The following is a 23,398-nucleotide window of genomic DNA, read 5'->3' on the forward strand; positions in this document are numbered from 1 at the left end:
CACGGACCGCTAAATTCATCATTCCCGAATCGGTGGGAGACAGCTAATAGTATGCGTTACATTGTTGCATTGACAGGGGGAATCGGCAGTGGCAAAAGTACCGTGGCCAACGCCTTTGCCAAACTGGGTGCCACGATAGTCGACGCCGATATTATCGCCCGCCGGGTAGTGGAGCCGGGCAGCGACGCTTTGCAGGCAATCCGCGAACGTTTCGGCGACGCCATGCTTTTGCCCGACGGCACGCTGGACCGTGCCCAACTGCGGCAGCGCATCTTCAGCTCCCCGCCGGATAAGGCGTGGCTGAACGCATTGCTGCATCCCCTTATTCAGCAGGAAACCCAACAGGAAATGGCCCGCGCCTCCGGGGCCTATATCATGTGGGTAGTGCCGCTATTGATTGAAAACCACCTGCAGAACCGTGCGAACCGGGTATTGGTGGTGGATGTCGATACCGAAACACAGGTGGCGCGTACCATGGAACGCGACGGCATAAGCCGCAGCCAGATAAACAATATTCTCGCTGCGCAAGTATCACGGGAACAGCGTCTGGCCAGTGCCGATGATATTATTAATAATAACGGGCATCCCGGGGATATAACGGACAGTGTGGCAAAGCTGCACCAGCGTTATCTCGGACTTGCGGCATCAGCAACCCGACAGGATCAATCATTATGAGTGAAATCTACTCGACAACGGTGCTTTTCGAGCATCCGTTAAATGAAAAAATGCGCACTTGGCTGCGCCTGGAATTTTTACTGCAACAACTGTATAACTGTTCGGAGCTGGTTGATATCTCAAGCGCATTGCCGTTTTTCCGCACCGTCGCCGACCTGCTGGACGTTCTCGAACGCGGCGATGTGCGCACTGAAATGTTGAAAGAGCTGGACCGGCAGCAGCAAAAAATGCTGCAGTGGGACGGCGTACCCGGTGTTGACAGCGAGCGGGTGCGAACGCTGCGCAACAATTTAAAACAATGCGCCGCCGTATTGATGTCCGCACCAAGGCTGGGGCAGGCGTTGCGTGAAGACCGCTTAATCGCATCGGTGCGCCAGCGGCTCTCCATCCCCGGCGGCTGTTGCAGTTTCGATCTACCCGGTTTGCATATTTGGCTGCATCTGCCGCAGACCCATCGCAACGGTCAGATCAACACCTGGCTGAAAACCCTGGCCCCCTTGAATGCCGCATTAACCTTAACCCTGGACTTGGTGCGGCATACCGAACCCTTTAAAAACCAAATCAGCCTGAACGGTTTTTTTCAGGATAACGCCGAGGATGCGGATTTGCTGCGTATGCGCATCCCCCTGGTTTACCAGCTCTACCCGCAGGTTTCCGGCCACAAGACCCGTTATGCCATCCGCTTTTTATCCCTGGATAGCGAAAACGGCGTCATCCCCAATCGTTTACCGTTTGAATTGGCCTGCTGTTGAATGTAAGAGGTACTGATGAGTGAAGATATTATTCTGGTAAGCTGCCCCACGTGCGGCGCCGAAGTGAAATGGGAACCACAAAGCAAATTCCGTCCGTTTTGCAGCAAACGCTGCCAGTTGATAGACCTGGGAGAGTGGGCGGAAGAGGAAAAGTTTATCCCCAGCGACGGCCAGATAACCGATAGCGATGACTGGAGCGAGGATAAGTATTAGGACGTTGCGGCGATAAGCTGACGAATAATGGCGGCATTGGCGGGAGGAAACTCGGATGCATCGAGTTCTTCCTGCGGGCACCACCGCACCGGCTGTCCTTCGTTGCCATAGGGAGTGCCTTGCCAGTGCTCCACCAGGTAAAAATAGAACGCCATCTCGCGATCGGGGAAATGGTGCTGGCTGGTGGATAACAACTCCGGATGCTCCGCCTCGATGCCGGTTTCTTCACGCAATTCCCGGATCAACGCCTGTTCAGGCGTTTCGCCTTTTTCCACTTTGCCGCCGGGGAACTCCCAAAAGCCGCCCATATGGGTATGTTCAGGCCGTTGGGCGATAAAAATTTCATGCTGTGCATTACGGATAATGCCCACGGCAATCGTCATTAAATTCATTGTCACAGGTTCTCCGAGCGACATGCGCGACCTCTGGTCGCGCCTGCTCCATTAATTATTGCTGTAATTTGCCGTGGCACTGTTTGTATTTTTTGCCTGAACCGCATGGGCACGGGTCGTTGCGTCCCACCTTGCGCCCTTCCCGCAGCGGTTGGTTAAGCTCCGCCGGTTCCGCCATCATGGGTTCGGGCTGATGGCTAAGCTGCTGCTGCCGCGCCAGGCGTTCCGCCTCTTCGCGGCGCTGCTGCTCCAGCGCTTCGACCTCTTCCGGCATCCGTACCTGGACTTTGCTCAGAGTGCTTATCACTTCATATTTAAGCGATTCCAGCATGGCGGCAAACATGGCGAAGGATTCGCGTTTATATTCCTGCTTGGGATCCTTTTGGGCATAGCCCCGCAAATGTATACCCTGCCGCAGGTAGTCCATTGCCGCCAGATGCTCTTTCCACAATGAATCCAGCGTTTGCAGCATGACGCCTTTTTCAAAGCTGCGCATCATTTCCACGCCCACCACTTCTTCTTTTCGGCGGTATTGTTCCAGGGTCTGTTCAAGAATACGCTCGCGCAGCGTCTCTTCATGCAGGCCCGGTTCTTTATCCAACCACTCGGCGATGGGCATGTCCAGATCAAAATCATCCTTCAAGCGCTGTTCCAGTCCCGGCACATCCCACATTTCTTCCAGGGATTGCGGCGGGATATAGATATCAAGGATGGTTTTAAGCACATCTTCACGGATGCTGAGGATAGTTTCGCTGATATCCGCCACGTCCAGCAATTCGTTGCGCTGGCTGTAAATGGCGCGGCGCTGGTCATTGGCCACATCGTCATATTCCAGCAGCTGCTTGCGGATATCGAAGTTGCGGCTTTCCACTTTCCGCTGGGCGTTGGCAATGGCTTTGGTCACCCAGGGGTGCTCGATGGCCTCGCCGGGTTTCATGCCCAGCTTGCGCATCATGCCGGAGACCCGATCGGAGGCGAATATACGCATCAGCGCATCTTCCATCGACAAATAGAAACGGGACGAGCCGGGGTCCCCCTGGCGGCCTGAACGTCCGCGCAGCTGGTTATCGATACGGCGGGATTCATGACGTTCGGTACCGATGATATGCAGGCCGCCCGCTTTTAATACCTGATCGTGGCGAATCTGCCAGGCTTCCTTGATGGCGGCGATCTGTTCTTCAGTGGGCTCTTCCAGATGGGCGATTTCCGCCTGCCAGCTCCCCCCCAGCACGATATCCGTACCGCGCCCGGCCATGTTGGTGGCGATGGTCACCTGGCCCGGCTGTCCGGCCTGGGCCACGATATCCGCTTCCATGGCATGGAATTTGGCGTTCAGCACTTTATGTTCGATACCGGCCTTATCCAGTTCCGCGGAAACCACTTCCGATTTTTCAATGGAGATGGTCCCCACCAGCACCGGCTGCCCCCGGGTGGAACAGGTCTTGATATCCTCGATGATGGCGTCGATCTTCTCTTTTTCCGTCATGTAGACCAGATCCGGCATATCATTGCGAATCATCGGCCGGTTGGTGGGCACCACGATGGTATCAAGCTTGTAGATCGAGCTGAATTCAAAGGCTTCGGTATCGGCGGTACCGGTCATGCCGGCCAGTTTTTCGTACAAACGGAAGTAATTCTGGAACGTGATGGAGGCCAGGGTCTGGTTTTCGTTCTGGATCGCCACATGCTCCTTCGCTTCCACCGCCTGGTGCAGACCGTCCGACCAGCGGCGCCCCGGCATGGTACGGCCGGTGTGCTCATCGACGATGATCACTTCACCGTCCTTGACGATATAATCCACGTCCCGCGCAAACAGCACATGGGCGCGCAGGGCGGCGGTCACGTGATGCATCAACATGATATTGGCCGGCGAATAAAGGGATTCCCCCTCCTCCATAATGCCCGCCTGCACCATCAACTCTTCGATAAGCACCAATCCGCGCTCGGTCAGGTTGACCTGGCGGGATTTTTCATCCACCGAAAAGTGCCCTTCGCCGTGAAAGGTGTCGGAATCTTCTTTATCCTGGCGAATCAGATGGGGAATCAGCGTATCCACCCGGATGTAGAGTTCGGAGCTGTCTTCCGCCGGGCCGGAAATAATCAGCGGCGTACGGGCTTCATCGATAAGGATGGAGTCCACTTCATCCACCAGGGCATAGTGCAGCTTGCGCTGTACGCGCTCTTCCGGGCTGAACGCCATATTGTCGCGCAGGTAGTCGAAACCGTATTCGTTATTGGTGCCGTAGGTGATATCGGCGGCGTAGGCGGCTCGTTTGGCCGGAGCCGGCATCTGCGGCAGGTTGATACCCACCGTCAAGCCGAGAAATTCGAACAGCGGGCGGTTGTTTTCAGCATCGCGCTGCGCCAGGTAGTCGTTGACGGTAACCACATGAACGCCTTTACCGCTCAGCGCGTTGAGGTATGCCGGCAGGGTTGCGGTCAGGGTTTTACCTTCACCGGTACGCATTTCGGCGATACAGCGGTCGTTGAGCACCATACCGCCCACCAGCTGGACGTCGAAATGGCGCATGGCGAATACCCGTTTACTGGCTTCGCGCACCACGGCAAAAGCCTCGGGCAGCAGGCTGTCCACCGTTGCATCGTTGGCCAGGCGTTCGCGAAACTCGATGGTTTTCGCCGCCAGTTGCTCATCGGTGAGCTTCTCCATATCCGGCTCCATCCGGTTGATAATCTCAACCGTTTTGTTCATCCGGCGCAGGGTACGATCGTTACGACTCCCAAAAACTTTAGTAAGCAATTTTGATAACATAATTATTTAAATCTCGTCACGGCCGGAACTGACTGAAATGCAGCGGCCCATAATGGCATAAAGGATAAAAAAATTTCGTGGCGGCAGGTTAGACTGCGCGGGCGGGTCCGGCTCGAATTCCCTGTACCTGGGCCAGGCGAATTCCTGTACGATGATCAAAGAAGGGTTGGTATACTCCCTGCCGGAGGGAGCGGATGACCGAGGGTTGTTTGGATTCCCGGGTCAGCAGACCGTTCAGGACGGTGAGTAGTACCTGATGCTGGACCTTCAGCGGCGCGACGTTTTCCGCCAGCGGCAATTTTTGTCCCAGGGGCTCCGGCACCCACGCCACGGAAAGATGGCGGATAGCCGTACGAATGGCATGCTGGTGCCAATAATCCACGGCAAAGTAAGGCCGTCGCTGGGTTTCTTTCAGAAACGAAAGATTGGCGAAGCCGGCAGTAAACGCGTTTTGCCGGCTGGGGCTGGACAGGGTATTGGCCAGGTGTGCCTGTTCCTGCCCGCTGTTGAGCACCAAAGGCACGCCGAGTCCCGCCGCCACCATCCCCAACAGGAGGTGCGGCCAGAAATAACGTCTGCCAAATTGTCGCCAACGATTTAAAATACCCATAACTTAATGCATTCCGCCGGAGTTTTTATGCGTGACAGTCGTCCACAATCCATTGATATCCTGCTTGGCTCCCTGACGACACCGGAGCGGGATTCGTTGTTGCATATTCAGCAACGGGCAGTGGCGCTGTTAAAGCTGAACCGCGCGGTGGCCGGCATATTGCCCGCGCCACTGCAACCCTGGTGTCGCGTAGCCAACTTCCGCCAGGGCGTTTTGATTATTGAAACCGCCAATGCCAGCTGGATGATGAGGTTACGCTATGAACAATCTACGTTATTATCCGCGTTACGAGCGCAGATTCTACCATCATTGTCATCAATCGACATCAGGATTAACCCGACTCTCGCCACAAAAGGCCATCAGATTATGCAAAACCGCGGCGAACCGTTACCTGGGGAGGGGAATAGTGAAGGGCAGAAGCGAAAACTGAGCCGGCAAAGCGGCGAAGCGATTCGGCATTTGGCGGCGCGAAGCCCGGAGAAGCTGAAAAAAATGCTCGAACGACTGGCGAGGCTGGCCGGAGAAGGTGCCGACCCCGCCAATCGAAACGATTAAAAAACACATCATTGCAGGCTAAAACCAAACCCTTGCGCCATCAGGCAAGACGGCGCGGCAAGGCTGGAGCGAAACCTTTATGCCATAACAAAAGAGGGGGCGGTAAAGGTCAGCGGCATTTCGGCTTCGTCTTCAAAGGTCACCAGTTCCCAGGCTTCCTGACGCGCCAGCACCGCCTGCAACAGCTTGTTGTTCAGGGCATGGCCGGGTTTATAGGTGGTAAACGCGCCGATGATGTTGTGACCGCACATGTACAGGTCGCCGATACCGTCCAGCATTTTATGGCGGACGAACTCATCTTCGAAACGTAAACCGTCTTCGTTCAGCACTTTGTAGTCGTCCACCACAATGGCGTTATCGAAGCTGCCGCCCAGGCACAGGCCCCTGGACTGCAGATATTCGATATCGCGCATAAACCCGAAGGTGCGTGCACGACTGATTTGCCGGACGAAGGACTCGGCGGAAAAATCCAGGCGATAACGTTGCGAGCTAGCATCAATCGCAGGATGATTGAAATCAATGGTAAAATCGAGCTTGAAGCCGTTAAACGGCGTCAATTCAGCCCATTTATCGCCATCCTCCACGCGAACCGGCTGTTTGACGCGCAGGAATTTCTTAGCGCAATTCAGCTCTTCGATTCCGGCATCCAGCAGCAGATAGACAAAGGGGCTCGCGCTGCCGTCCATAATAGGAATTTCAGGCGCATTGACTTCAATGACGATGTTATCGATGCCCAAACCCGCCAATGCGGCATTGAGATGTTCGACGGTGGATATACGAACATCATGCTCATTGACCAGACACGTACAAAGCATGGTATCACGCACCGATTTCGCATCCGCCGGGAAATCCACCGGAGGATTGAGATCCGTACGGCGATAGATGACCCCGGTATTAGCCGATGCAGGGCGCAAAGTCAGTGTGACCTTTTTACCGGTATGTAGACCCACACCTGTGGCCTGCACAATACGTTTAAGTGTCCGCTGTTTGATCATCAATTTATCTCGCAATGTTATCCAGACCACCGACAAATTATAGCCGAGCGTCGGTGGGACAGTTTAGCACAAAGAGCGGAGATTCCAAATACCCCAATCCTTAATCCGCCTGTTTGCGGAGAAAAGCGGGAATATCAAGATAATCAGGTTCTTTACCTGCCTGCGAAGCCTGTTCGTTTACCGCTTTCGCCGCGATCTTTTGCTCCTGCTGCATCGGCGACATGCCGTGAGCGTGCTGCTGATAGCGGTTATCCATCACCTGCTGCGTGTTCTGCTTATTGGTGACCAGCGTGATTTCCGGACGTTTGTCCATGCCGATACCGGTAGCCACCACGGTCACGCGCAGTTCGTCGTTCATATCCGGGTCCAGGGATGTGCCGATAACCACGGTGGCGTTATCCGACGCAAAAGCACGGATGGTGTTGCCCACGGTTTCGAATTCGTCCAAACGCAAATCGAAGCCGGCGGTGATGTTGACCAGTACGCCGCGCGCGCCGGACAGGTCGATATCTTCCAGCAGGGGACTGGAAATGGCCATCTCCGCCGCTTCTTCCGCCCGGTCTTCGCCGCAGGCCACGCCTGAGCCCATCATGGCATAGCCCATTTCGGACATGACGGTACGCACATCGGCAAAGTCGACGTTCATCAGACCCGGCCGGGTTATCAGCTCGGCGATGCCCTGGACCGCGCCCTTGAGCACGTCATTGGCCGCACCGAACGCATCCAGCAGCGAAATGCCGCGGCCCAGCACCTTCAGCAGCTTGTCGTTGGGGATGGTAATCAGCGAATCCACATGCTTGGACAGCTCGGCAATGCCCTGTTCGGCAAAGGCCATGCGCTTCTTGCCTTCGAAATTGAAGGGCTTGGTCACCACGGCCACGGTAAGGATGCCCAATTCCTTGGCTACTTCCGCCACCACCGGCGCCGCACCGGTACCGGTGCCGCCGCCCATGCCGGCCGCGATGAACACCATGTCCGCGCCCTCAAGGGCCGCACGCAGCGCCTCACGGTCTTCCTCGGCGGAATTTCGGCCCACCTCTGGATTGGCTCCGGCTCCCAGACCCTTGGTGATGCCGCCGCCAATCTGTATGGTCTGACCCACCGCGGTTTTACGCAATGCCTGGGCATCGGTATTCACCGCGAAAAATTCCACGCCTTCGATGCGTTCGCGCACCATATGTTCCACGGCATTGCCGCCGCCGCCGCCGACGCCGATGACTTTAATCACCGCGTCATTGGTTAATTCCATAGGTTCAAACATAATTTCTCTCCGTTTTGTGCCTGTCGCATCGGAATCCGCCGCCTGCACAGCAAGATCCCGCAAGTAAGATATTAAAACTCTTTCCTCAGCCAGCTGCTGATACGTTTTACCCAGTTGCTTACCGAGGTACGTTTTTCTACTTCAACCTCACCGCTCAAATGAGATTCTTTACCATAATGCAATAACCCGACGGCGGTTGAATAATAAGGCGCCTGAGCGTAATCCGTCAGACCGGTAATATTCAGCGGCGTCCCGATGCGCACCTGGGTATGGAACACCCGTTGCGCGCAGGCCGCCAGGCCGTCAATTTGAGCCGCGCCGCCGGTCAGCACGATACCGGCGGCCAGATGATGCTTTACTCCCTGCTGGCGAAGCTGTTCCTGCAGTTGCAGGATTTCGTCATTCACCAGGTTCAGCAATTCGGTATAACGGGGTTCAATCACCTCCGCCAGGGTCTGCCGCTGCAGACTGCGCGGCGGACGTCCGCCGACGCTTGGAACTTCCACGGTTTCGTCTTTGCTCACCGCCGACCCCAGCGCGCACCCGTGCCGGACTTTTATGGCCTCCGCATCGGCGGGGGGCGTACCAAAAGCATAGGCGATATCGCTGGTAACCACGTTGCCCGCGTACGGGATAACCTTGGTATGCCGCAGCGCGCCGGCGGTATACACCGCCATGTCCATGGTGCCGCCGCCGATATCCACCACGCAAACCCCCAGTTCCCGCTCATCTTCGGTCAGTACCGCGTAGCTGGAGGCCAGGCCGGCGAAGATCAGCTGGTCCACTTTCAGGCCGCAGCGTTCAACGGCCTTAACAATATTTTTCGCCATATCATTATGGCAGGTAATCAGATGAACCTTGGCTTGCATCCGCACGCCGGACAATCCCACCGGATTTTTGATACCTTCTTGATAATCAATAGCATAATCCTGTGGAATCACATGTAAAATTCTATGTTCATCACGAACGCGCACGGATTTTGCGGTATGCACCACATTCTCCACATCTTCCTGCGTAACTTCTTCTTCTGAAATAGGAACCATCCCTATCTCGTTCTGGCAGCTGATATGTTTGCCGGACAGCGCCAGGTATACCGAAGATATCTGGCAATCGGCCATCAGTTCGGCCTGATCGATGGCGCGCTGCACGCACTTCACCACCGATTCGAGATCATTGACGCCGCCTTTATCCATACCCCGGGACGGGCAACTGCCCACCCCGATAATATTGACCATGCCATCGGGCAGAACTTCCCCTACCAATGCGGCGACCTTTGCCGTACCGATCTCCAGTCCAACTACCAATTTTCTGTCCGTCGACTTGATCATTATTGTTTAGCCTGTACCTGATTCTGACTCTGTTGCGAATTGCTTTTTGCATCGTCGATAAACGCCGGCGCCCATCCAACGGCAACCCCCGCGTCGTAACGCAAGTCCACATAACTAATACGTTTATTATCGGTCCGGGCCTGCTGGAGAAGGACCGGATAAATCCCGATAAAGCGCTGTAAACGCCGGGTTCTGTCGTCCCGGCCCAATTCGAGCCGGGTATCATCCGCCAGAGTGAGCTGCCATGAATGGCGCGCGCTCATACTGACGGTCTTCAACGTAAGCTTATGGGCCGCCATCACCTCATTCATCTCGCGGTAACCCGTCAGCACATCCTGCTCTCCGCCCTCCGGACCGTACAGCAGCGGCATGGTCTGATGGCCGACCCGTTCCGCCGGCGCGCTGAACACCTTGCCGCCGGCATCGAGCATATGAAGATCGTTCCAGCGCGCCACCGGCACATACTCCACCAGGTGGATTTTCAGTTCGTCAGGCCACTGCTTGCGTACGCTGGCCTGCTTGATCCAAGGCAATCGCTCGATCTGCTGCTGGATAACGTTGACGTCCTGCGTCATAAACGTCCCCGGCGCCCCCAGGGACAAAATCGCCTGGCGAATATCGTCATTGGTGGTGTAATAACGCTGCCCGGTAACCACCAGTCGGGACAGGGGCAAACGATGCACATCCTTCATCCAGGCAACCACCATCCAGCCGCCCCAGACAATGGTGGCCAGCACCATCAGCAGAAACAGCAAACCCGCGAGCTGGCCGCCGTTGCTGCGTCTGCCGGCGTCATCTTCCGTCTCGCGGTTGCGGATGTTTATCGCTGCCTGGGACATATCAGCCCGCCAACGCCAGAATGTTCATGACCAAAGAGGAAAAATCCATTCCGCTTTGCCGTGCCGCCATCGGCACCAGGCTATGCCGGGTCATGCCCGGTGAGGTATTCACCTCCAGCAGGTATAGCTCCCCGTCATCGTCGGCCATGATATCCACCCGTCCCCAGCCGCCGCATCCCGCCGCCCGCCAGGCGCCGAGCGCCAGCTGCGTTAATGCCTGTTCCTGTTCGTCATCCAGCCCGCCCGGACAAAAATAACGGGTCTCGTCCGACAGATACTTCGCCTCGTAATCGTAAAACGTCGCCGACGGCTGGATACGCACCGACGGCAATACCCGGTCTCCCAGGATGGAAACGCTGAATTCCGGTCCGCTCAGCCATTTTTCCACCAGCACGCTTTCGTCATAACGGAAGGCTTCCGCCAGTGCGGCCGGTAAATCCTCCGGACGCTCAACCTTGGCCATGCCGACGCTGGAGCCTTCGTTGCTGGGCTTCACTATCACCGGCATGCCCAGCGCCCGCAGCGGTTCCGCCTCTGCCGACGGGTTTTGCCGGTAACCTTCGCGATCCAGGGCCACATAAGGCGGTACCGGCAGTCCCCTGCCCTGCCAAAGCCATTTGGTGCGCAGCTTATCCATGGTTAACGCACAGGCCATCACGCCGCTGCCGGTATACGGCAGGCCGAGAAACTCCAGCGCCCCCTGCAGGGTACCGTCCTCGCCGCCGCGGCCGTGCAGGGCAATAAAAACCTTATCGAAACCCCGCTCCTTCAGGCTCAGTACCGAGATATCGCGGGTATCAACCCCATGGGCGTCTATCCCGCCGGCCTGCAAGCCGGCGAGCACCGCCTGTCCCGACTGCAGAGAGACGTCGCGCTCGGCGGAAGTCCCGCCCAATAAAACCGCTACCTTCTCAGACATGAGGCCCCTCAAGCGTAGTGGCAAGGTTCGGCTGTAAATGGGTATCGGCCAGTTTGCGCGCGATTTTACCCACGGTACCGGCGCCCTGCATCAGCACCAGATCGTTGTCCTGCAAAGCCAGCGCCAGCGTATCGGGCAGCGCGTCCATATCCGCCACCATGATGGGATCGATTTTGCCGCGCCCGCGAATGGTGCGGCACAGCGAGCGGCTATCGGCGCCGGGGATGGGCGCCTCGCCCGCCGGATACACATCCAGCATAAACAGCACATCCACTCCGGACAATACGGTGGCAAAATCCTCATACAAATCTCTTGTCCGGGTATACCGATGAGGCTGGAATACCATCACCAGCCGCTTATCGGGCCAGCCGGCGCGCGCCGCCTTGATGGTAGCGTCCACTTCGGTGGGGTGATGGCCGTAATCATCCACCAGCATCACATTCCCCTGCTTGCCGTTGACATTCTCCAGCGGATAGGTGCCGAGGAAATCAAAGCGGCGGCCGGTCCCCTGGAATTGCGCCAGCGCCTGCAGGATGCTGTCGTCGTCGATGCCTTCCTCGGTCGCGACCGCAATGGCCGCAGCCGCGTTCAGCGCGTTGTGGCGGCCCGGCGCGTTCAATTCCACCGAGAGTACCGGCTTGTCTTGCCGATAGACGCTAAAGCTGCCCTGGGCCCCTTGCTGCACGTAATCGGCGATACGTACGTCCGCCGCCTCGTTAAAACCGTAGGTGGTGATATGGCGGCCTACCCGCGGCAGCAGTTCCCGGATCACCGGATCGTCCACGCACATCACCGCGCGCCCGTAAAAAGGCAGGTTATGCAAAAAGCTGATAAACGTTTGTTTTAAAATTTCGAAGTCGCCTTGGTAGGTGTCCATATGGTCGGCTTCGATATTGGTGATAATCGCCACCATCGGCTGCAGATGCAGGAACGACGCGTCGCTTTCGTCCGCCTCGGCAATCAGGTAGCGGCTGCACCCCAGGCGGGCATGCACTCCCGCCGCCTTCACCAGACCGCCGTTGACAAAGGTCGGGTCGAGTCCGGCCTGGGCATAGATACTGGCCACCATGGCGGTGGTGGTGGTTTTACCGTGCGTACCGGCAATGGCGATGCCGTGGCGAAAGCGCATCAGTTCCGCCAGCATCTCCGCGCGGCGGATCACCGGAATACGCGCCTCTTTGGCCGCCACGATCTCCGGATTATCGGCGGCAATGGCGCTGGAGACCACCACGACGCTGGCTTCGCTGATATTTTCCGGCCGGTGGTTGAAGAATATCTTCACCCCCAGCTCGGACAATTGCTGGGTCACGGCGTTGGGGGCCAGATCCGAGCCACTGATTTGATAACCTTCATTCGCCAGCACTTCCGCGATGCCGCCCATGCCGGCGCCGCCGATGCCGACAAAGTGAATTTGCCGCACTCGACGCATCTCGGGCACTATGGATCGCAGTTTCGCCAGTTGTTGTGTATTCACGTTTTAACCACTTAAGTATGATGTTTCTCATCGGCCGGGCCCGAGGGCCCATCCGGTCTTTTATTCGTTGCCGCGCCGCGCCTGTTGTCAGGCTTTAGCCGCCGCCGCCACTACCCGCGCCACCCGCTCCGTCGCGTCCGGAATCGCTGCTTTGCGGGCGTTTTCCGCCATCGTCAGCAGCGTTGTTCGATCCCAGGCGGCGAGCAGTTCGCTCACGCTTGCCACCGAAAACTGCGGTTGTTCAATAATCTTCGCCGCGCCCGCCTGCTCCAGCGGCCGGGCATTCCAGTACTGCTGCCGGTCTTTGTGCATAAAGGGCACAAAAATCGCCGGCAGTCCGGCTGCGGCCACTTCGCTCACCGTCAATGCGCCGGAGCGGCAGACCACCACGTCGGCCCAGGCATAGGCCGCCGCCATATCGTCGATGAATTCCACCACCTTGTGGCCGGATTGTCCGGCTTCGGCATAGGCGCGGTTTACCTCCGCCAGCGCGCCCTTGCCCACCTGGTGCCACAGGGTGATCCGTTCCCCCAGCCCGGCGGCGACGCCCGGCATGGTCTGATTCAGTACCCGCGCCCCCTGGCTGCCGCCGATAACCAGCACCCGTACCGGCCCCTGCCGGCCGGCAAACCGTTCGGCGGGAGGCGCCAGCGCCAGCACATCGGTGCGTACCGGATTGCCCACCACCTCGGCCCGGGGAAACGCGCCGGGAAAGGCCTGCAGCACTTTTTTGGCGATTTTCGACAGCCAGCGATTGGTCAGCCCGGCGATGCCGTTTTGCTCGTGCAAGACCACCGGTACGCCGCATAACCAGGCCGCCAATCCACCCGGTCCGGAAACGTAGCCGCCCATGCCCAGCACCACATCCGGCCGGTAGGCGCGCATAATGGCTCGCGCCTGCCGCACCGCGCGCCAGATCCTGAGCGGCGAAGCCAGTTGGGCGCGTAATCCCTTGCCCCGCAAACCGGAGATACGGATAAAATCGATATCGATACCGTTTTTCGGCACCAAATCAGCTTCCATCCGATCGGCGGTACCCAGCCAGCGCACCTGCCAGCCCTGGTCCATCAGATAATGGGCCACCGCCAGTCCGGGAAAGACATGGCCGCCGGTTCCGCCGGCCATGACCATTAAACGTCGGGTTTTCCCGGTCATCGGGGACCCCTTGCAAACGCCTGCGCTTTGGTCAGGCGCGTTTCAAAATCAATACGCATCAACAACACTATCGCCGTAGACATCACCAATAAACTTGAACCGCCGTAGCTGATCAACGGCAGGGTTAACCCTTTGGTGGGCAACATACCGGCCGCCGCGCCGACGTTCACCAAGGTCTGAAAGCTGAACCAAATACCGATGGCGCAGGCCAGGAAACCGGAAAAGCGCTGATCGATTTCCAGGGCCTTGCGGCCGATGGACATAGCACGAAAAGCCACGAAGAATACCATCAACAGCGTTAAAACCACACCGAAATAGCCAAGCTCTTCGCCTAAAATCGAAAAGATAAAGTCGGTGTGCGCCTCCGGTAAGTACTCCAGCTTCTGCACCGAATTACCCAGGCCCTGTCCCCAGAACTCGCCGCGTCCAAACGCCATCAGCGATTGGGTCAGCTGATAGCCGCTGCCGAACGGGTCTTCCCAGGGATTCCAGAACGAGGTGACCCGCCGCATACGATAGGGCTCGGCGACCACCAGCAGGACCACCGCGAAGATGCCCGAACCGATAATGGCCAGGAATTGCCACAGCTTGGCGCCGGCCAGAAACAGCATCGCCAGGGTAGTAACGAACAACACCACCACCGTCCCCAGGTCGGGCTGCGCCAGCAGCAGGACCGCCAGCACCACCATCACCCCCATGGGTTTGCAGAATCCCCAGAAATTGGAGCGCACTTCTTCCACCTTGCGCACCAGATAGCTGGCGAGGTAAAAAAACAGCGCCAGCTTGGACAGTTCGGCGGGCTGGATGCGCAACGGGCCCAGGGCTATCCAGCGCGACGCGCCGTTCACCGAGCTGCCCACCACCAGCACCACCAGCAGCAGCACCATGGTGATAAGCAGCATCGCCGAGCTGTAGCGCTGCCACACCTCCATCGGCACCCGCAGCGTCACCATCGCCAGCCCGAACGACAGCGCCAGGTAGAAGGCATCGCGCTTGGCGAAATAAAACGGGTCGTCGGACAGCCGCTGCCCAATGGGCATGGAGGCCGAGGTGACCATGACAAAACCGAGACAGGCCAGGCCCAGGGTCAGCCACAGCAGGGTGCGATCGTAAAGCACATTGGTGGGGGCCTCGACTTCGCGCACGCCCATTATCCAATCTTTCAACCCGCCGAAATGGCTCATTCCCGGTATCCGCATCAGCCGAGCTCCTTCGCCAGTCGCGTGAATTCATCACCGCGGTGTTCGAAGCTGCGGAACTGATCGAGGCTGGCGCAGGCCGGCGACAGCAACACCATATCCCCCGGTTTAATCCGGCCGGCAATCTCCCGCATTGCCTGCTCCAGGGTCTCGGTCCGGATGGCGACATCCGGGCGCAGATCCGCCAGCGGGTCGCGGTCGCGGCCAAAGCAGTACAAGCGGATGTTTTCCCCCTGCAACAGGGGGAACAGCGGCGTGAAATCCGCGCCTTTACCGTCGCCCCCCAACAGCAAGTGCAGCGTACCGTCCACCTTCAGTCCGTTAAGCGCCGCTTCGGTGCTGCCGACATTGGTGGCCTTGGAATCATTTATCCAGCGCACGCCGTGATTTTCATAGGCCAATTGGAATCGGTGGGCCAGGCCGGAGAAACTCCTCAGCGCGGCCAGGCAGGCGTCGCGGGGAATTCCCACCGCATCCGCCAGGGCCAGGGCCGCCAGCGCATTGGTGTGGTTGTGACGGCCGGTGAGCTTCATCTCGCCGGTATCCAGTACATGCTCTCCCCTTACCTGCAGCCACCGGCCGTCCAGACGATACTCTCCCGCCGCCGCGCCGAAAGCGATGCAGCGGTTGTCCCGGCCGCGCACCGGCAGCGTCAGCGGATCCTCGGCATTCACCACGCACGCCCCGGCGTTTTCATAAATCCGCAATTTGGCCGCCCGATATTGCTGCATGCCCAGGGGATAACGATTCATATGGTCTTCGGTGACGTTGAGAATTGTGGCGGCGGCGGCCCGCAGGCTGGAGGTGGTTTCCAACTGAAAACTGGACAATTCCAGCACGTAGAGCTCCTGGGGCTGGTTAAGCAGCATTAACGCCGGCCAGCCGATATTGCCGCCCACCCCCACCTGCCGGCCGGCCTGCTTGGCCATTTCCCCCACCAGCATGGTGACGGTGCTTTTACCGTTGGAACCGGTGATGGCTACAATGGGCGCGTTCGCTTCGCGGCAAAACAGCTCGATATCGCCGACAATCTCCACTCCCGCATCGGCGGCGGCGCTCAGCGCAGGATGGGACAAGGGAATGCCGGGGCTGGCCACGATCAAATCAGCCTCCAGCAGCCACTCTTCATTCAGGCTGCCCAGATGGCGCTCCACCCCGTCGCTGAGTTTATCCAATCCGGGAGGGTTAAAACGCGTGTCCATCATCCGCGGCGTGACGCCCCGGCTGATAAAATAATCGACACAGGAAAGGCCGGTTAGTCCTAACCCGATAATGACGACTTTCTTATTGTGATAATCGTTCATGTTTACCTTACCTTCAGCGTCGCCAGTCCAATCAGGACCAGCATCAGCGAAATAATCCAGAAGCGCACGATGACGCGTGGCTCCGGCCAGCCCTTCAATTCATAGTGATGATGGATAGGCGCCATGCGGAATATCCGCTGGCCGCGCAGTTTAAATGACCCCACCTGCAGGATCACCGACATGGTCTCCATCACAAATACCCCGCCCATGATCACCAGCAGGAACTCCTGGCGCAGCAGCACCGCGATGGTGCCCAGCGCTCCCCCCAGGGCCAGGGAACCCACATCCCCCATAAAAACCTGCGCCGGGTAGGTATTGAACCACAGGAAGCCCAATCCGGCCCCCACCACGGCGGTGCATACGATGACCAGCTCCCCGGCAAACCGGATATAGGGTATATGCAGGTAGTTGGCGAAATTCATGTTGCCGGTGGCCCAGGCCACCAGGGCCAGCCCGGCGGCGACAAACACCGTGGGCATAATCGCCAGCCCGTCCAGCCCGTCGGTAAGGTTCACCGCGTTGCTGGTGCCGACGATAACGAAATACGCCAAGACCACATACAGCAGGCCCAGCTGCGGCATGATGTCTTTAAAGAACGGCACCACCAGCTGGGTGGCCGGCGTCCCTTTACCTACCGCGTACATGGTGAACGCCACCGCCAGCGCTATCACCGACTGCCAGAAATATTTCCAGCGGGCGATCAGGCCATTGGTGTCTTTACGCACCACCTTGCGGTAGTCATCGATAAAACCCACCACGCCATTGCCCAAGAGCACAAACAGCACGCACCAGACGTAAGGGTTGGACGGGTAAGCCCACATCAGTACCGATACGGTGATGGAAAACAGGATCATCAGACCGCCCATGGTGGGGGTCCCGCGTTTACTGAAATGGGACTCCGGTCCGTCGCTGCGCACCACCTGCCCGATTTGCAGTTTCTGCAGCCAGGCGATTAAGTGCGGGCCCATCCATAACGAAATAAACAGTGCGGTCAGCAAGCTGACAATGGAGCGAAACGTCAAATACGAAAAGACGTTAAAGCCCGAATAGAATTGGACCAAATGCTCGGCCAGCCAAACTAACATGACGCTTTCTCCTGTAACGCACGCACGACCTGCTCCATTGCGGCGCTACGTGAACCTTTTACCAACACGGTAATAACAGCATGCTCGGACAATAACTGCGCCAGACGCGAAGTCAGCGACGCCTGATCCGAAAAATGTTCGCCCCGTCCGCTGGACTCGCCGATAAGGCCGCTCAGCTCGCCGACGCTTAATACTTTATCGATGCCCGCGCGGCGCACCGCCTCGCCCACCTGCCGATGGCATTGCGCGGCCTGGTCCCCCAGTTCGGCCATATCCCCCACCGCCATGACCCGGTAGCCGGGCATCTCTCCCAATACCTGCGCGGCGGCGGTCATTGAGCCGACATTGGCGTTATAGCTGTCGTCCAGCAATAACCGGTTATTGCCCAAAGAAATGGGAAACAGCCGCCCCGGCACGGCGGCGAGCTTGGCCAGTCCGGCGCTTATCGCCTCGAGGGGAGCGCCCGCCGATAGCGCCAGGGCGCTCGCCGCCAGGGCATTGGCTACATTATGGCGTCCCGGCAGCGGCAGGGTTACCGGGCATGCACCCAGCGGCGTATGCAGCGTAAAAAACACGCTGCCCCCCTGCGCCTTGATGCCCTCGGCATGGAACTCCGCCGTTTTGTCGGTCACTGAAAAACGCCAGACGGTCTGGCGCCGCAGCAGGCTTTGCCAGTTAGGCCAGTCGTGGCTGTCGGCGTTGATAATGGCGTATCCCTCGTCCGGCAGGCTGGAGAAAATTTCCCCTTTGGCCCGGGCCACCCCTTCCAGCGAGCCGAACCCCTCCAGATGGGCGGCGGCGATATTGTTCACCAGCGCGCTGTCGGGGCGGACCAGGGCGGCGGTATACGCTATCTCGCCAATGTGATTGGCGCCCAGTTCAATGACCGCGAACGCATCCTCAGGGGTCAGCCGCAGCAAGGTCAGCGGCACGCCGATATCATTATTAAAGTTGCCTGCGGTGGCCAGCACCTGTCCGCACTGGCGCAGGATAGCGGCGGTCATCTCTTTTACCGAGGTCTTCCCCGACGAACCGGTGAGGGCCACCACTTTAGCCGGCACCTGGCGGCGCACCCAGGCCCCCAGCAATCCCAGGGCGCGGCGGGTATCGCTCACCAGCAGTTGGGGCACATCCACTGGTAAGCGCTTGCTTACCAGTAATGCCCGAGCTCCCGCGGCGACGGCCTGGGGGACAAAATCATGGGCATCAAAATTTTCACCCTGAAGGGCCACGAACAGGCAAGACTCTCCCACGGCGCGGGAATCGGTGGTCACCGATTCGACGGTACAATCGGCGCCGATCAATTTCCCGTCCAGCAGCGGCGCCAGGGTGCGCAGAGAGACGTTAATCATGCCAATACCCCCAGCAAACGCGCCACGGTGGTCCGGTCGGAGTAATCAAGGCGCTGTTGGCCGATGAGCTGATAATCCTCATGGCCTTTACCTGCCACCAGCACCACGTCCTGTTCCGATGCCTGCATGATGGCGCTGGTAACCGCTTCCGCGCGGCCAGGAATCACCATGGCCCGGCCCGCATCCAGCAACCCGGCCAGGATATCGTCGATAATGGCCTGGGGCGCTTCGCCGCGGGGATTGTCGTCGGTAATGACCACCCGGTCCGCATACTGCTCGGCAATGCCGCCCATGAGCGGGCGCTTACCTTTATCCCGATCGCCGCCGCAGCCGAACACGCACCATAATTTGCCGTGGCAGTGCAGCCGCGCCGCCGTCAGCGCCTTCTCCAGCGCGTCCGGCGTATGGGCATAATCCACCACCACGGTGGGTTTGCCGCCGCCGTGGAACACCTCCATACGCCCGCAAACCGATTGCAGCTTGCTGCCGGTGCGCGCCAGCTCCGCCAGGGGATATCCCAGCGCCAGCAAGGTAGCCAGCGCCAGCATCAGGTTGCTGACATTGAATTCACCGATAAGCCGGCTTTTGATCTGCCCGTCGCCCCAGCTTGAATCGAACCGGATGCTGACGCCGGTATTGTGGTATTCCACATTGTCCACCCGCAGCCAGCGAGCCGGATGCGGGTCCGGCAACTGCCCGGCCACCGAGACCGCCACCGCGTCCGGCAGCCGGGCCAGCCAGCGCCGGCCCACCTCGTCGTCGGCATTGATGACGCGCTGCGCCACCGGATAATCGGCAAACAGCCGCCATTTGGCCGCTTCGTAATGTTCCATATCGCCGTGGTAGTCAAGATGGTCGCGGCTGAGGTTGGTAAAGACGACGGCGGCGAAATGCAGATCGGCCACCCGGTACTGCACCAGGCCGTGGGAGGAGACCTCCATGGCGGCGAAGGTCGCTCCCTGCCGCTGCAGCTGGTACAGGGTCTGCTGGATGTCAATGGCCGAACCGGTGGTGTTTTCCACTGGGACTTCCTGTCCGAACAGGCCGTTGCCCACGGTGCCCATCACGGCGCTCACTTCGCCCAGGAGCTGAGTCCACTGCGCCAGCAGATGGGTAGTGGTGGTCTTGCCGTTGGTGCCGGTGACCCCCGCCAGCCGCAGCTTAAGGGACGGCTGCTGGTAAAAACGGCCGGCCAGGGCCGACAGCCGCCGGTTGAGCTGGCTCAGATAGACCACGGGCACGCCGTGCAATACGCGCAGTTCGCCATCCCCGGCCACGCCGTCCGCTTCCGCTACCACCGCGGCAACACCTTGCGCAATAGCCTGGGAGATATAGCTGCGTCCGTCCGTTTTATGGCCGGCGACGGCCACGAACAGATCCCCGGAAGCCGCGGTGCGGCTGTCCAGCGTCATTTCCCGAAGCCCCTGCTCCGGCGCCGATGGCGTCCACGGAGCCAGCAGTTCGCGCAAATTACGTTCGGTCACCTGATCCCTCTTTTTGATTAATTACCATTTCATTTTTATCCCCGGTGGGCAGCGCATCCGGTTCCACATTCATGGTGCGCAGCACGCCGCTCATAATGGCGCCGAATACCGGTGCGGAAACCGCGCCGCCGTAATATTTTCCCGCCTGCGGATCGTTTATCACCACCACCAGCGCGAACCGCGGCTGGCTGGCCGGCGCCACGCCCGCGGTATAGGCAATATATTTATTGATATACTGGCCGTCCGCGCCAACCTTTTTGGCGGTGCCGGTTTTGATGGCGATGCGATAGCCTTTAATGGCGGCTTTGGTGCCGCCGCCCCCCGGCAGGGCAACGCTTTCCATCATATGCACCACGGTTCGCACCAGGGGCTCGGGAAAAATTCTTTCCCCCGCCACCGGCGGATCAACACGGGTAATGGACAGCGGGCGCAATATGCCCAGGCTGCCGATCGTTGCATAGACCCGGGCCAGCTGTAACGGCGTCACCATTAGCCCGTAGCCGAAAGAGAAGGTGGCCCTCTCTATGTCAGACCACCGTTGTTTATGGGGAAATAAGCCACTGCTTTCTCCGACCAACCCCAAATTGGTCGCTTTTCCCAGCCCAAAACGCGAATAGGTATCTACCAGCGCCGAGGACGGCATCGCTAACGCCAGTTTGGAAACGCCGACGTTACTCGATTTTTGTAAAACCCCGGTCAGGGTCAGCTCAGGATAACGGGCCACATCCTTGATTATATGGCCGTTAATGTAATAGGGCACGGTGTTGAGTACGCTGTTTTCCTTGATAACGCCCCGCTGCAGCGCGGTCATTACCACCATCGGCTTCACCGTGGATCCCGGCTCGAAAATATCGGTGATGGCGCGGTTGCGCATCACGTCTTTCGCGGTGCCGGTGAGATTATTCGGATTGTAGGAGGGGCTGTTGGCCATGGCCAGCACTTCGCCGGTACCGACGTCAACCAGCACGGCGGTGCCGGACTCCGCCTTATTGAACGCCACCGCGTTGTTCAGTTCGCGATAAACCAATGCCTGCAGCCGTTCATCAATGCTCAGCACCAGGTTATGCGCCGCCTGGCTGTCCACCGTGGAGATATCCTCGATAACCCGGCCGAAACGGTCCTTGCGCACCGTGCGTTCCCCCGGCTGCCCCGTCAGCCAGCGATCAAAGCTTTTTTCCACGCCTTCGATGCCCTGGCTGTCGATATTGGTAAAACCGATCAGATGGGAGGTGACCTGCCCGGCGGGGTAGTAGCGGCGCGATTCTTGCCGCAGGTTGACGCCCGGCAGCTTCAGTTTGCGGATATAGTCGCCGATGGCCGGGTTAACCTGCCGGGCCAGATAAACGAAACGCCCTTTGGGATTGGCGTTGATACGGGACGCCATCTGATCCAGCGGCAGCGACAGCGCGTCCGACAGCGCTTTCCAGCGGCTATCGGCGGTAATGCCGCCCTGGTCGTTAAGCTCCTTCGGATCGACCCAGACGGCATTCACCGGCACGCTCACCGCCAGCGGGCGACCGGCGCGGTCGCTGATCATGCCCCGGGAGGTGGGCACTTCCTGGACGCGCAACGATCGCATATCCCCTTCACGCACCAGCATGTCGGGATTAATGACCTGCAGATAACCCACCCGGAAGACCAGCCCCAGCAAGGCGATAACGATACAGCCGCACAACAACGCAAAACGCCAGCTTACAAAGCTGGCTTGATCAACATAGCGTTTCAATCTAATCGCCCGTGCGGCTTTCATTAATTTTTGGCCATCCGTTTGCGTTCGTTATTGTTGAACCACGATATTTTCCTGTGCAGGATCCACATGCTGCATCTTCAGTTTTTCCGTCGCTATACGTTCCACCCGGCTGTGGTCCCCCAGGGCGTTTTCTTCCAGGATCAGGTTGCGCCATTCGATATCCAGCGCGTCCCTCTCCAAGACCAGCTGTTCCCGCTGGGCGGTCAGCCGGCGCGTTTCGTGCGTGGTCGTCACCACCAGGACAGCCGATACCAGCACCGCCACCAGCAATATCACCGGTATCTTGGCATGGCGGAGCAGGTCCGAACCGATGACGCCAATCAGCCCGTGCCGTTCGTTGCCCATCATGCCGGCAGTTTCTCCGCCAGGCGCAGCACCGAACTGCGCGCGCGCGGGTTGCCCGCCACCTCGTCCTCCGAGGGCTGCATTTTGCCCGCGGCCTTCAACTGCGGTTTGCCCAGTTCGGCAATCTGCGTTTCCGTCAACGCCATATAGGCGGGCACCTGCGGACCGCGGCTATGATCGCGTATGAAGCGTTTAACCAGCCGGTCTTCCAGGGAATGGAAACTGATCACCGATAAGCGCCCGCCCGGGGCCAATACGGCGAGGGCGCTATCCAGCGCCCGTTCCAGTTCTTCCAGTTCGCTATTGATATAAATGCGAATCGCCTGGAAGCTCCGGGTGGCCGGATGCTTATGTTTTTCGCGAAACGGACTGGCATTGGAGATAAGCTCCGCCAGTTCATGAGTACGGGTCATCGGCGATTGCTGGTTTTTTTCCACGATGGCCTGGGCGATACGTTTGGCGAACCGCTCCTCGCCGAAGGTTTTCAACACCCAGGCGATGTCTTCGGCGTCCGCCTTCAGCAGCCATTCGGCGGCGGACAGGCCGCGGGTGGTGTCCATCCGCATATCCAGCGGTCCGTCGCGCATAAATGAGAATCCCCGCATCGGATCGTCCAGCTGCGGGGAAGAGACGCCCAAATCCAGCAGAATCCCGTCTATGCGTCCGGTCAGTTCCCGCTCGGCCATGTACTCGGCCAGAGCGGAAAACGGGCCGTGAATCGCGCTGAACCGGGTGTCTTGCAGCGCACGCGCGGCTTCAATGGCCTGCGGGTCGCGATCGATAGCCAGCAGCCGTCCTTCCGCGCCCAGGCGGGACAGGATAAGACGTGAATGACCACCGCGCCCGAAGGTGCCGTCGATGTAAATACCATCGGGGCGTATATTCAGGCCGTTAACCGCTTCATCCAGCAAGACGGTGGTGTGTTGATAAGTTTCTGCCAT

The 23,398-nt window shown here is 58.8% G+C and carries 22 protein-coding genes; 4 read left to right on the forward strand and 18 right to left on the reverse strand.

The genetic code is table 11. The annotated features are described in order from the left end of the window. The first annotated feature begins 51 nt into the window (after positions 1-51). From coaE to yacG, 3 genes are read left to right on the forward strand one after another with little or no spacing between them, the layout of a single operon-like run. Positions 52-675, forward strand: a complete 624-nt coding sequence (gene coaE, locus ACL2XJ_RS01770; protein ID WP_413725470.1) for a dephospho-CoA kinase — start codon at positions 52-54, stop codon at positions 673-675. After that, positions 672-1,427: a cell division protein ZapD gene (zapD, locus tag ACL2XJ_RS01775; protein WP_413725471.1), complete on the forward strand. Its 756-nt coding sequence runs from the start codon at positions 672-674 to the stop codon at positions 1,425-1,427. Before coaE ends, zapD begins: the two co-directional genes overlap by 4 nt. Before the next feature lie 15 nt (positions 1,428-1,442). Then, positions 1,443-1,640, forward strand: coding sequence for a DNA gyrase inhibitor YacG (gene yacG, locus ACL2XJ_RS01780; RefSeq protein ID WP_132925999.1), 198 nt, complete (start codon positions 1,443-1,445; stop codon positions 1,638-1,640). Here the strand turns inward: yacG and mutT are convergent. The 3 genes from mutT to secM form a co-directional block, all read right to left on the reverse strand. Continuing rightward, complete coding sequence (mutT, locus tag ACL2XJ_RS01785) at positions 1,637-2,032, reverse strand: 8-oxo-dGTP diphosphatase MutT (protein ID WP_132928012.1); 396 nt, start codon at positions 2,030-2,032, stop codon at positions 1,637-1,639. The two genes, yacG and mutT, sit on opposite strands and share 4 nt — an antisense overlap. Positions 2,033-2,087: 55 nt before the next feature. After that, entirely contained in the window at positions 2,088-4,802 is a 2,715-nt protein-coding gene (gene secA, locus ACL2XJ_RS01790) for a preprotein translocase subunit SecA (RefSeq protein WP_413725472.1), read from the reverse strand. A gap of 88 nt (positions 4,803-4,890) precedes the next feature. Next, positions 4,891-5,412: a secA translation cis-regulator SecM gene (gene secM / locus ACL2XJ_RS01795; RefSeq protein WP_413725473.1), complete on the reverse strand. Its 522-nt coding sequence runs from the start codon at positions 5,410-5,412 to the stop codon at positions 4,891-4,893. Positions 5,413-5,439: 27 nt separating this feature from the next. On the opposite strand from secM, the gene ACL2XJ_RS01800 reads away from it, so the two are divergent. Next, the gene (locus ACL2XJ_RS01800; RefSeq protein WP_132925993.1) at positions 5,440-5,967 is read left to right on the forward strand and encodes a DUF721 domain-containing protein; all 528 of its coding nucleotides are present in this window, start codon (positions 5,440-5,442) and stop codon (positions 5,965-5,967) included. Between the two features lie 77 nt (positions 5,968-6,044). On the opposite strand, the gene lpxC is transcribed toward ACL2XJ_RS01800, so the two are convergent. From lpxC to rsmH, 15 genes are all read right to left on the reverse strand, one after another. After that, a complete protein-coding gene (lpxC, locus tag ACL2XJ_RS01805) occupies positions 6,045-6,962 on the reverse strand; it encodes a UDP-3-O-acyl-N-acetylglucosamine deacetylase (RefSeq protein WP_413725474.1) in 918 nt (305 codons plus the stop codon). A gap of 100 nt (positions 6,963-7,062) precedes the next feature. Beyond that, the gene (ftsZ, locus tag ACL2XJ_RS01810) at positions 7,063-8,223 is read right to left on the reverse strand and encodes a cell division protein FtsZ (protein ID WP_132925989.1); all 1,161 of its coding nucleotides are present in this window, start codon (positions 8,221-8,223) and stop codon (positions 7,063-7,065) included. Positions 8,224-8,294: 71 nt separating this feature from the next. Continuing rightward, the gene (ftsA, locus tag ACL2XJ_RS01815; RefSeq protein ID WP_132925987.1) at positions 8,295-9,551 is read right to left on the reverse strand and encodes a cell division protein FtsA; all 1,257 of its coding nucleotides are present in this window, start codon (positions 9,549-9,551) and stop codon (positions 8,295-8,297) included. Next, positions 9,551-10,390: a cell division protein FtsQ gene (gene ftsQ / locus ACL2XJ_RS01820; RefSeq protein WP_203523886.1), complete on the reverse strand. Its 840-nt coding sequence runs from the start codon at positions 10,388-10,390 to the stop codon at positions 9,551-9,553. The genes ftsA and ftsQ overlap by 1 nt, the downstream gene beginning before the upstream one ends. A gap of 1 nt (position 10,391) precedes the next feature. Further along, positions 10,392-11,309 (reverse strand): D-alanine--D-alanine ligase, encoded by a 918-nt coding sequence (locus tag ACL2XJ_RS01825; RefSeq protein ID WP_413725475.1) that lies wholly within the window; start codon positions 11,307-11,309, stop codon positions 10,392-10,394. Then, a complete protein-coding gene (gene murC / locus ACL2XJ_RS01830) occupies positions 11,302-12,783 on the reverse strand; it encodes a UDP-N-acetylmuramate--L-alanine ligase (protein WP_203523888.1) in 1,482 nt (493 codons plus the stop codon). Before murC ends, ACL2XJ_RS01825 begins: the two co-directional genes overlap by 8 nt. Before the next feature lie 87 nt (positions 12,784-12,870). Continuing rightward, positions 12,871-13,938 carry an undecaprenyldiphospho-muramoylpentapeptide beta-N-acetylglucosaminyltransferase gene (gene murG / locus ACL2XJ_RS01835; RefSeq protein ID WP_132925979.1) on the reverse strand — a complete coding sequence of 356 codons (1,068 nt, stop codon included), beginning with the start codon at positions 13,936-13,938 and terminating at the stop codon, positions 12,871-12,873. Next, on the reverse strand, positions 13,935-15,137 hold the full coding sequence (gene ftsW / locus ACL2XJ_RS01840) for a cell division protein FtsW (RefSeq protein ID WP_132925977.1): 1,203 nt from the start codon (positions 15,135-15,137) through the stop codon (positions 13,935-13,937). The genes murG and ftsW overlap by 4 nt, the downstream gene beginning before the upstream one ends. Then, a complete protein-coding gene (gene murD / locus ACL2XJ_RS01845) occupies positions 15,137-16,441 on the reverse strand; it encodes a UDP-N-acetylmuramoyl-L-alanine--D-glutamate ligase (protein WP_413725477.1) in 1,305 nt (434 codons plus the stop codon). The genes ftsW and murD overlap by 1 nt, the downstream gene beginning before the upstream one ends. A gap of 2 nt (positions 16,442-16,443) precedes the next feature. Beyond that, entirely contained in the window at positions 16,444-17,526 is a 1,083-nt protein-coding gene (gene mraY / locus ACL2XJ_RS01850) for a phospho-N-acetylmuramoyl-pentapeptide-transferase (protein ID WP_132925973.1), read from the reverse strand. Beyond that, on the reverse strand, positions 17,520-18,878 hold the full coding sequence (gene murF / locus ACL2XJ_RS01855; RefSeq protein WP_413725478.1) for a UDP-N-acetylmuramoyl-tripeptide--D-alanyl-D-alanine ligase: 1,359 nt from the start codon (positions 18,876-18,878) through the stop codon (positions 17,520-17,522). The genes mraY and murF overlap by 7 nt, the downstream gene beginning before the upstream one ends. Then, complete coding sequence (gene murE, locus ACL2XJ_RS01860) at positions 18,875-20,362, reverse strand: UDP-N-acetylmuramoyl-L-alanyl-D-glutamate--2,6-diaminopimelate ligase (protein WP_413725479.1); 1,488 nt, start codon at positions 20,360-20,362, stop codon at positions 18,875-18,877. The genes murF and murE overlap by 4 nt, the downstream gene beginning before the upstream one ends. Continuing rightward, positions 20,349-22,112: a peptidoglycan glycosyltransferase FtsI gene (locus ACL2XJ_RS01865; RefSeq protein WP_132925969.1), complete on the reverse strand. Its 1,764-nt coding sequence runs from the start codon at positions 22,110-22,112 to the stop codon at positions 20,349-20,351. The genes murE and ACL2XJ_RS01865 overlap by 14 nt, the downstream gene beginning before the upstream one ends. 27 nt (positions 22,113-22,139) lie before the next feature. Then, the gene (gene ftsL, locus ACL2XJ_RS01870; RefSeq protein ID WP_132925967.1) at positions 22,140-22,460 is read right to left on the reverse strand and encodes a cell division protein FtsL; all 321 of its coding nucleotides are present in this window, start codon (positions 22,458-22,460) and stop codon (positions 22,140-22,142) included. Continuing rightward, on the reverse strand, positions 22,457-23,398 hold the full coding sequence (gene rsmH / locus ACL2XJ_RS01875; protein ID WP_413725480.1) for a 16S rRNA (cytosine(1402)-N(4))-methyltransferase RsmH: 942 nt from the start codon (positions 23,396-23,398) through the stop codon (positions 22,457-22,459). The genes ftsL and rsmH overlap by 4 nt, the downstream gene beginning before the upstream one ends.

The sequence above is a fragment of the Sodalis sp. RH16 genome (assembly GCF_047324245.1).
Lineage (GTDB): Bacteria > Pseudomonadota > Gammaproteobacteria > Enterobacterales > Enterobacteriaceae > Acerihabitans > Acerihabitans ligni.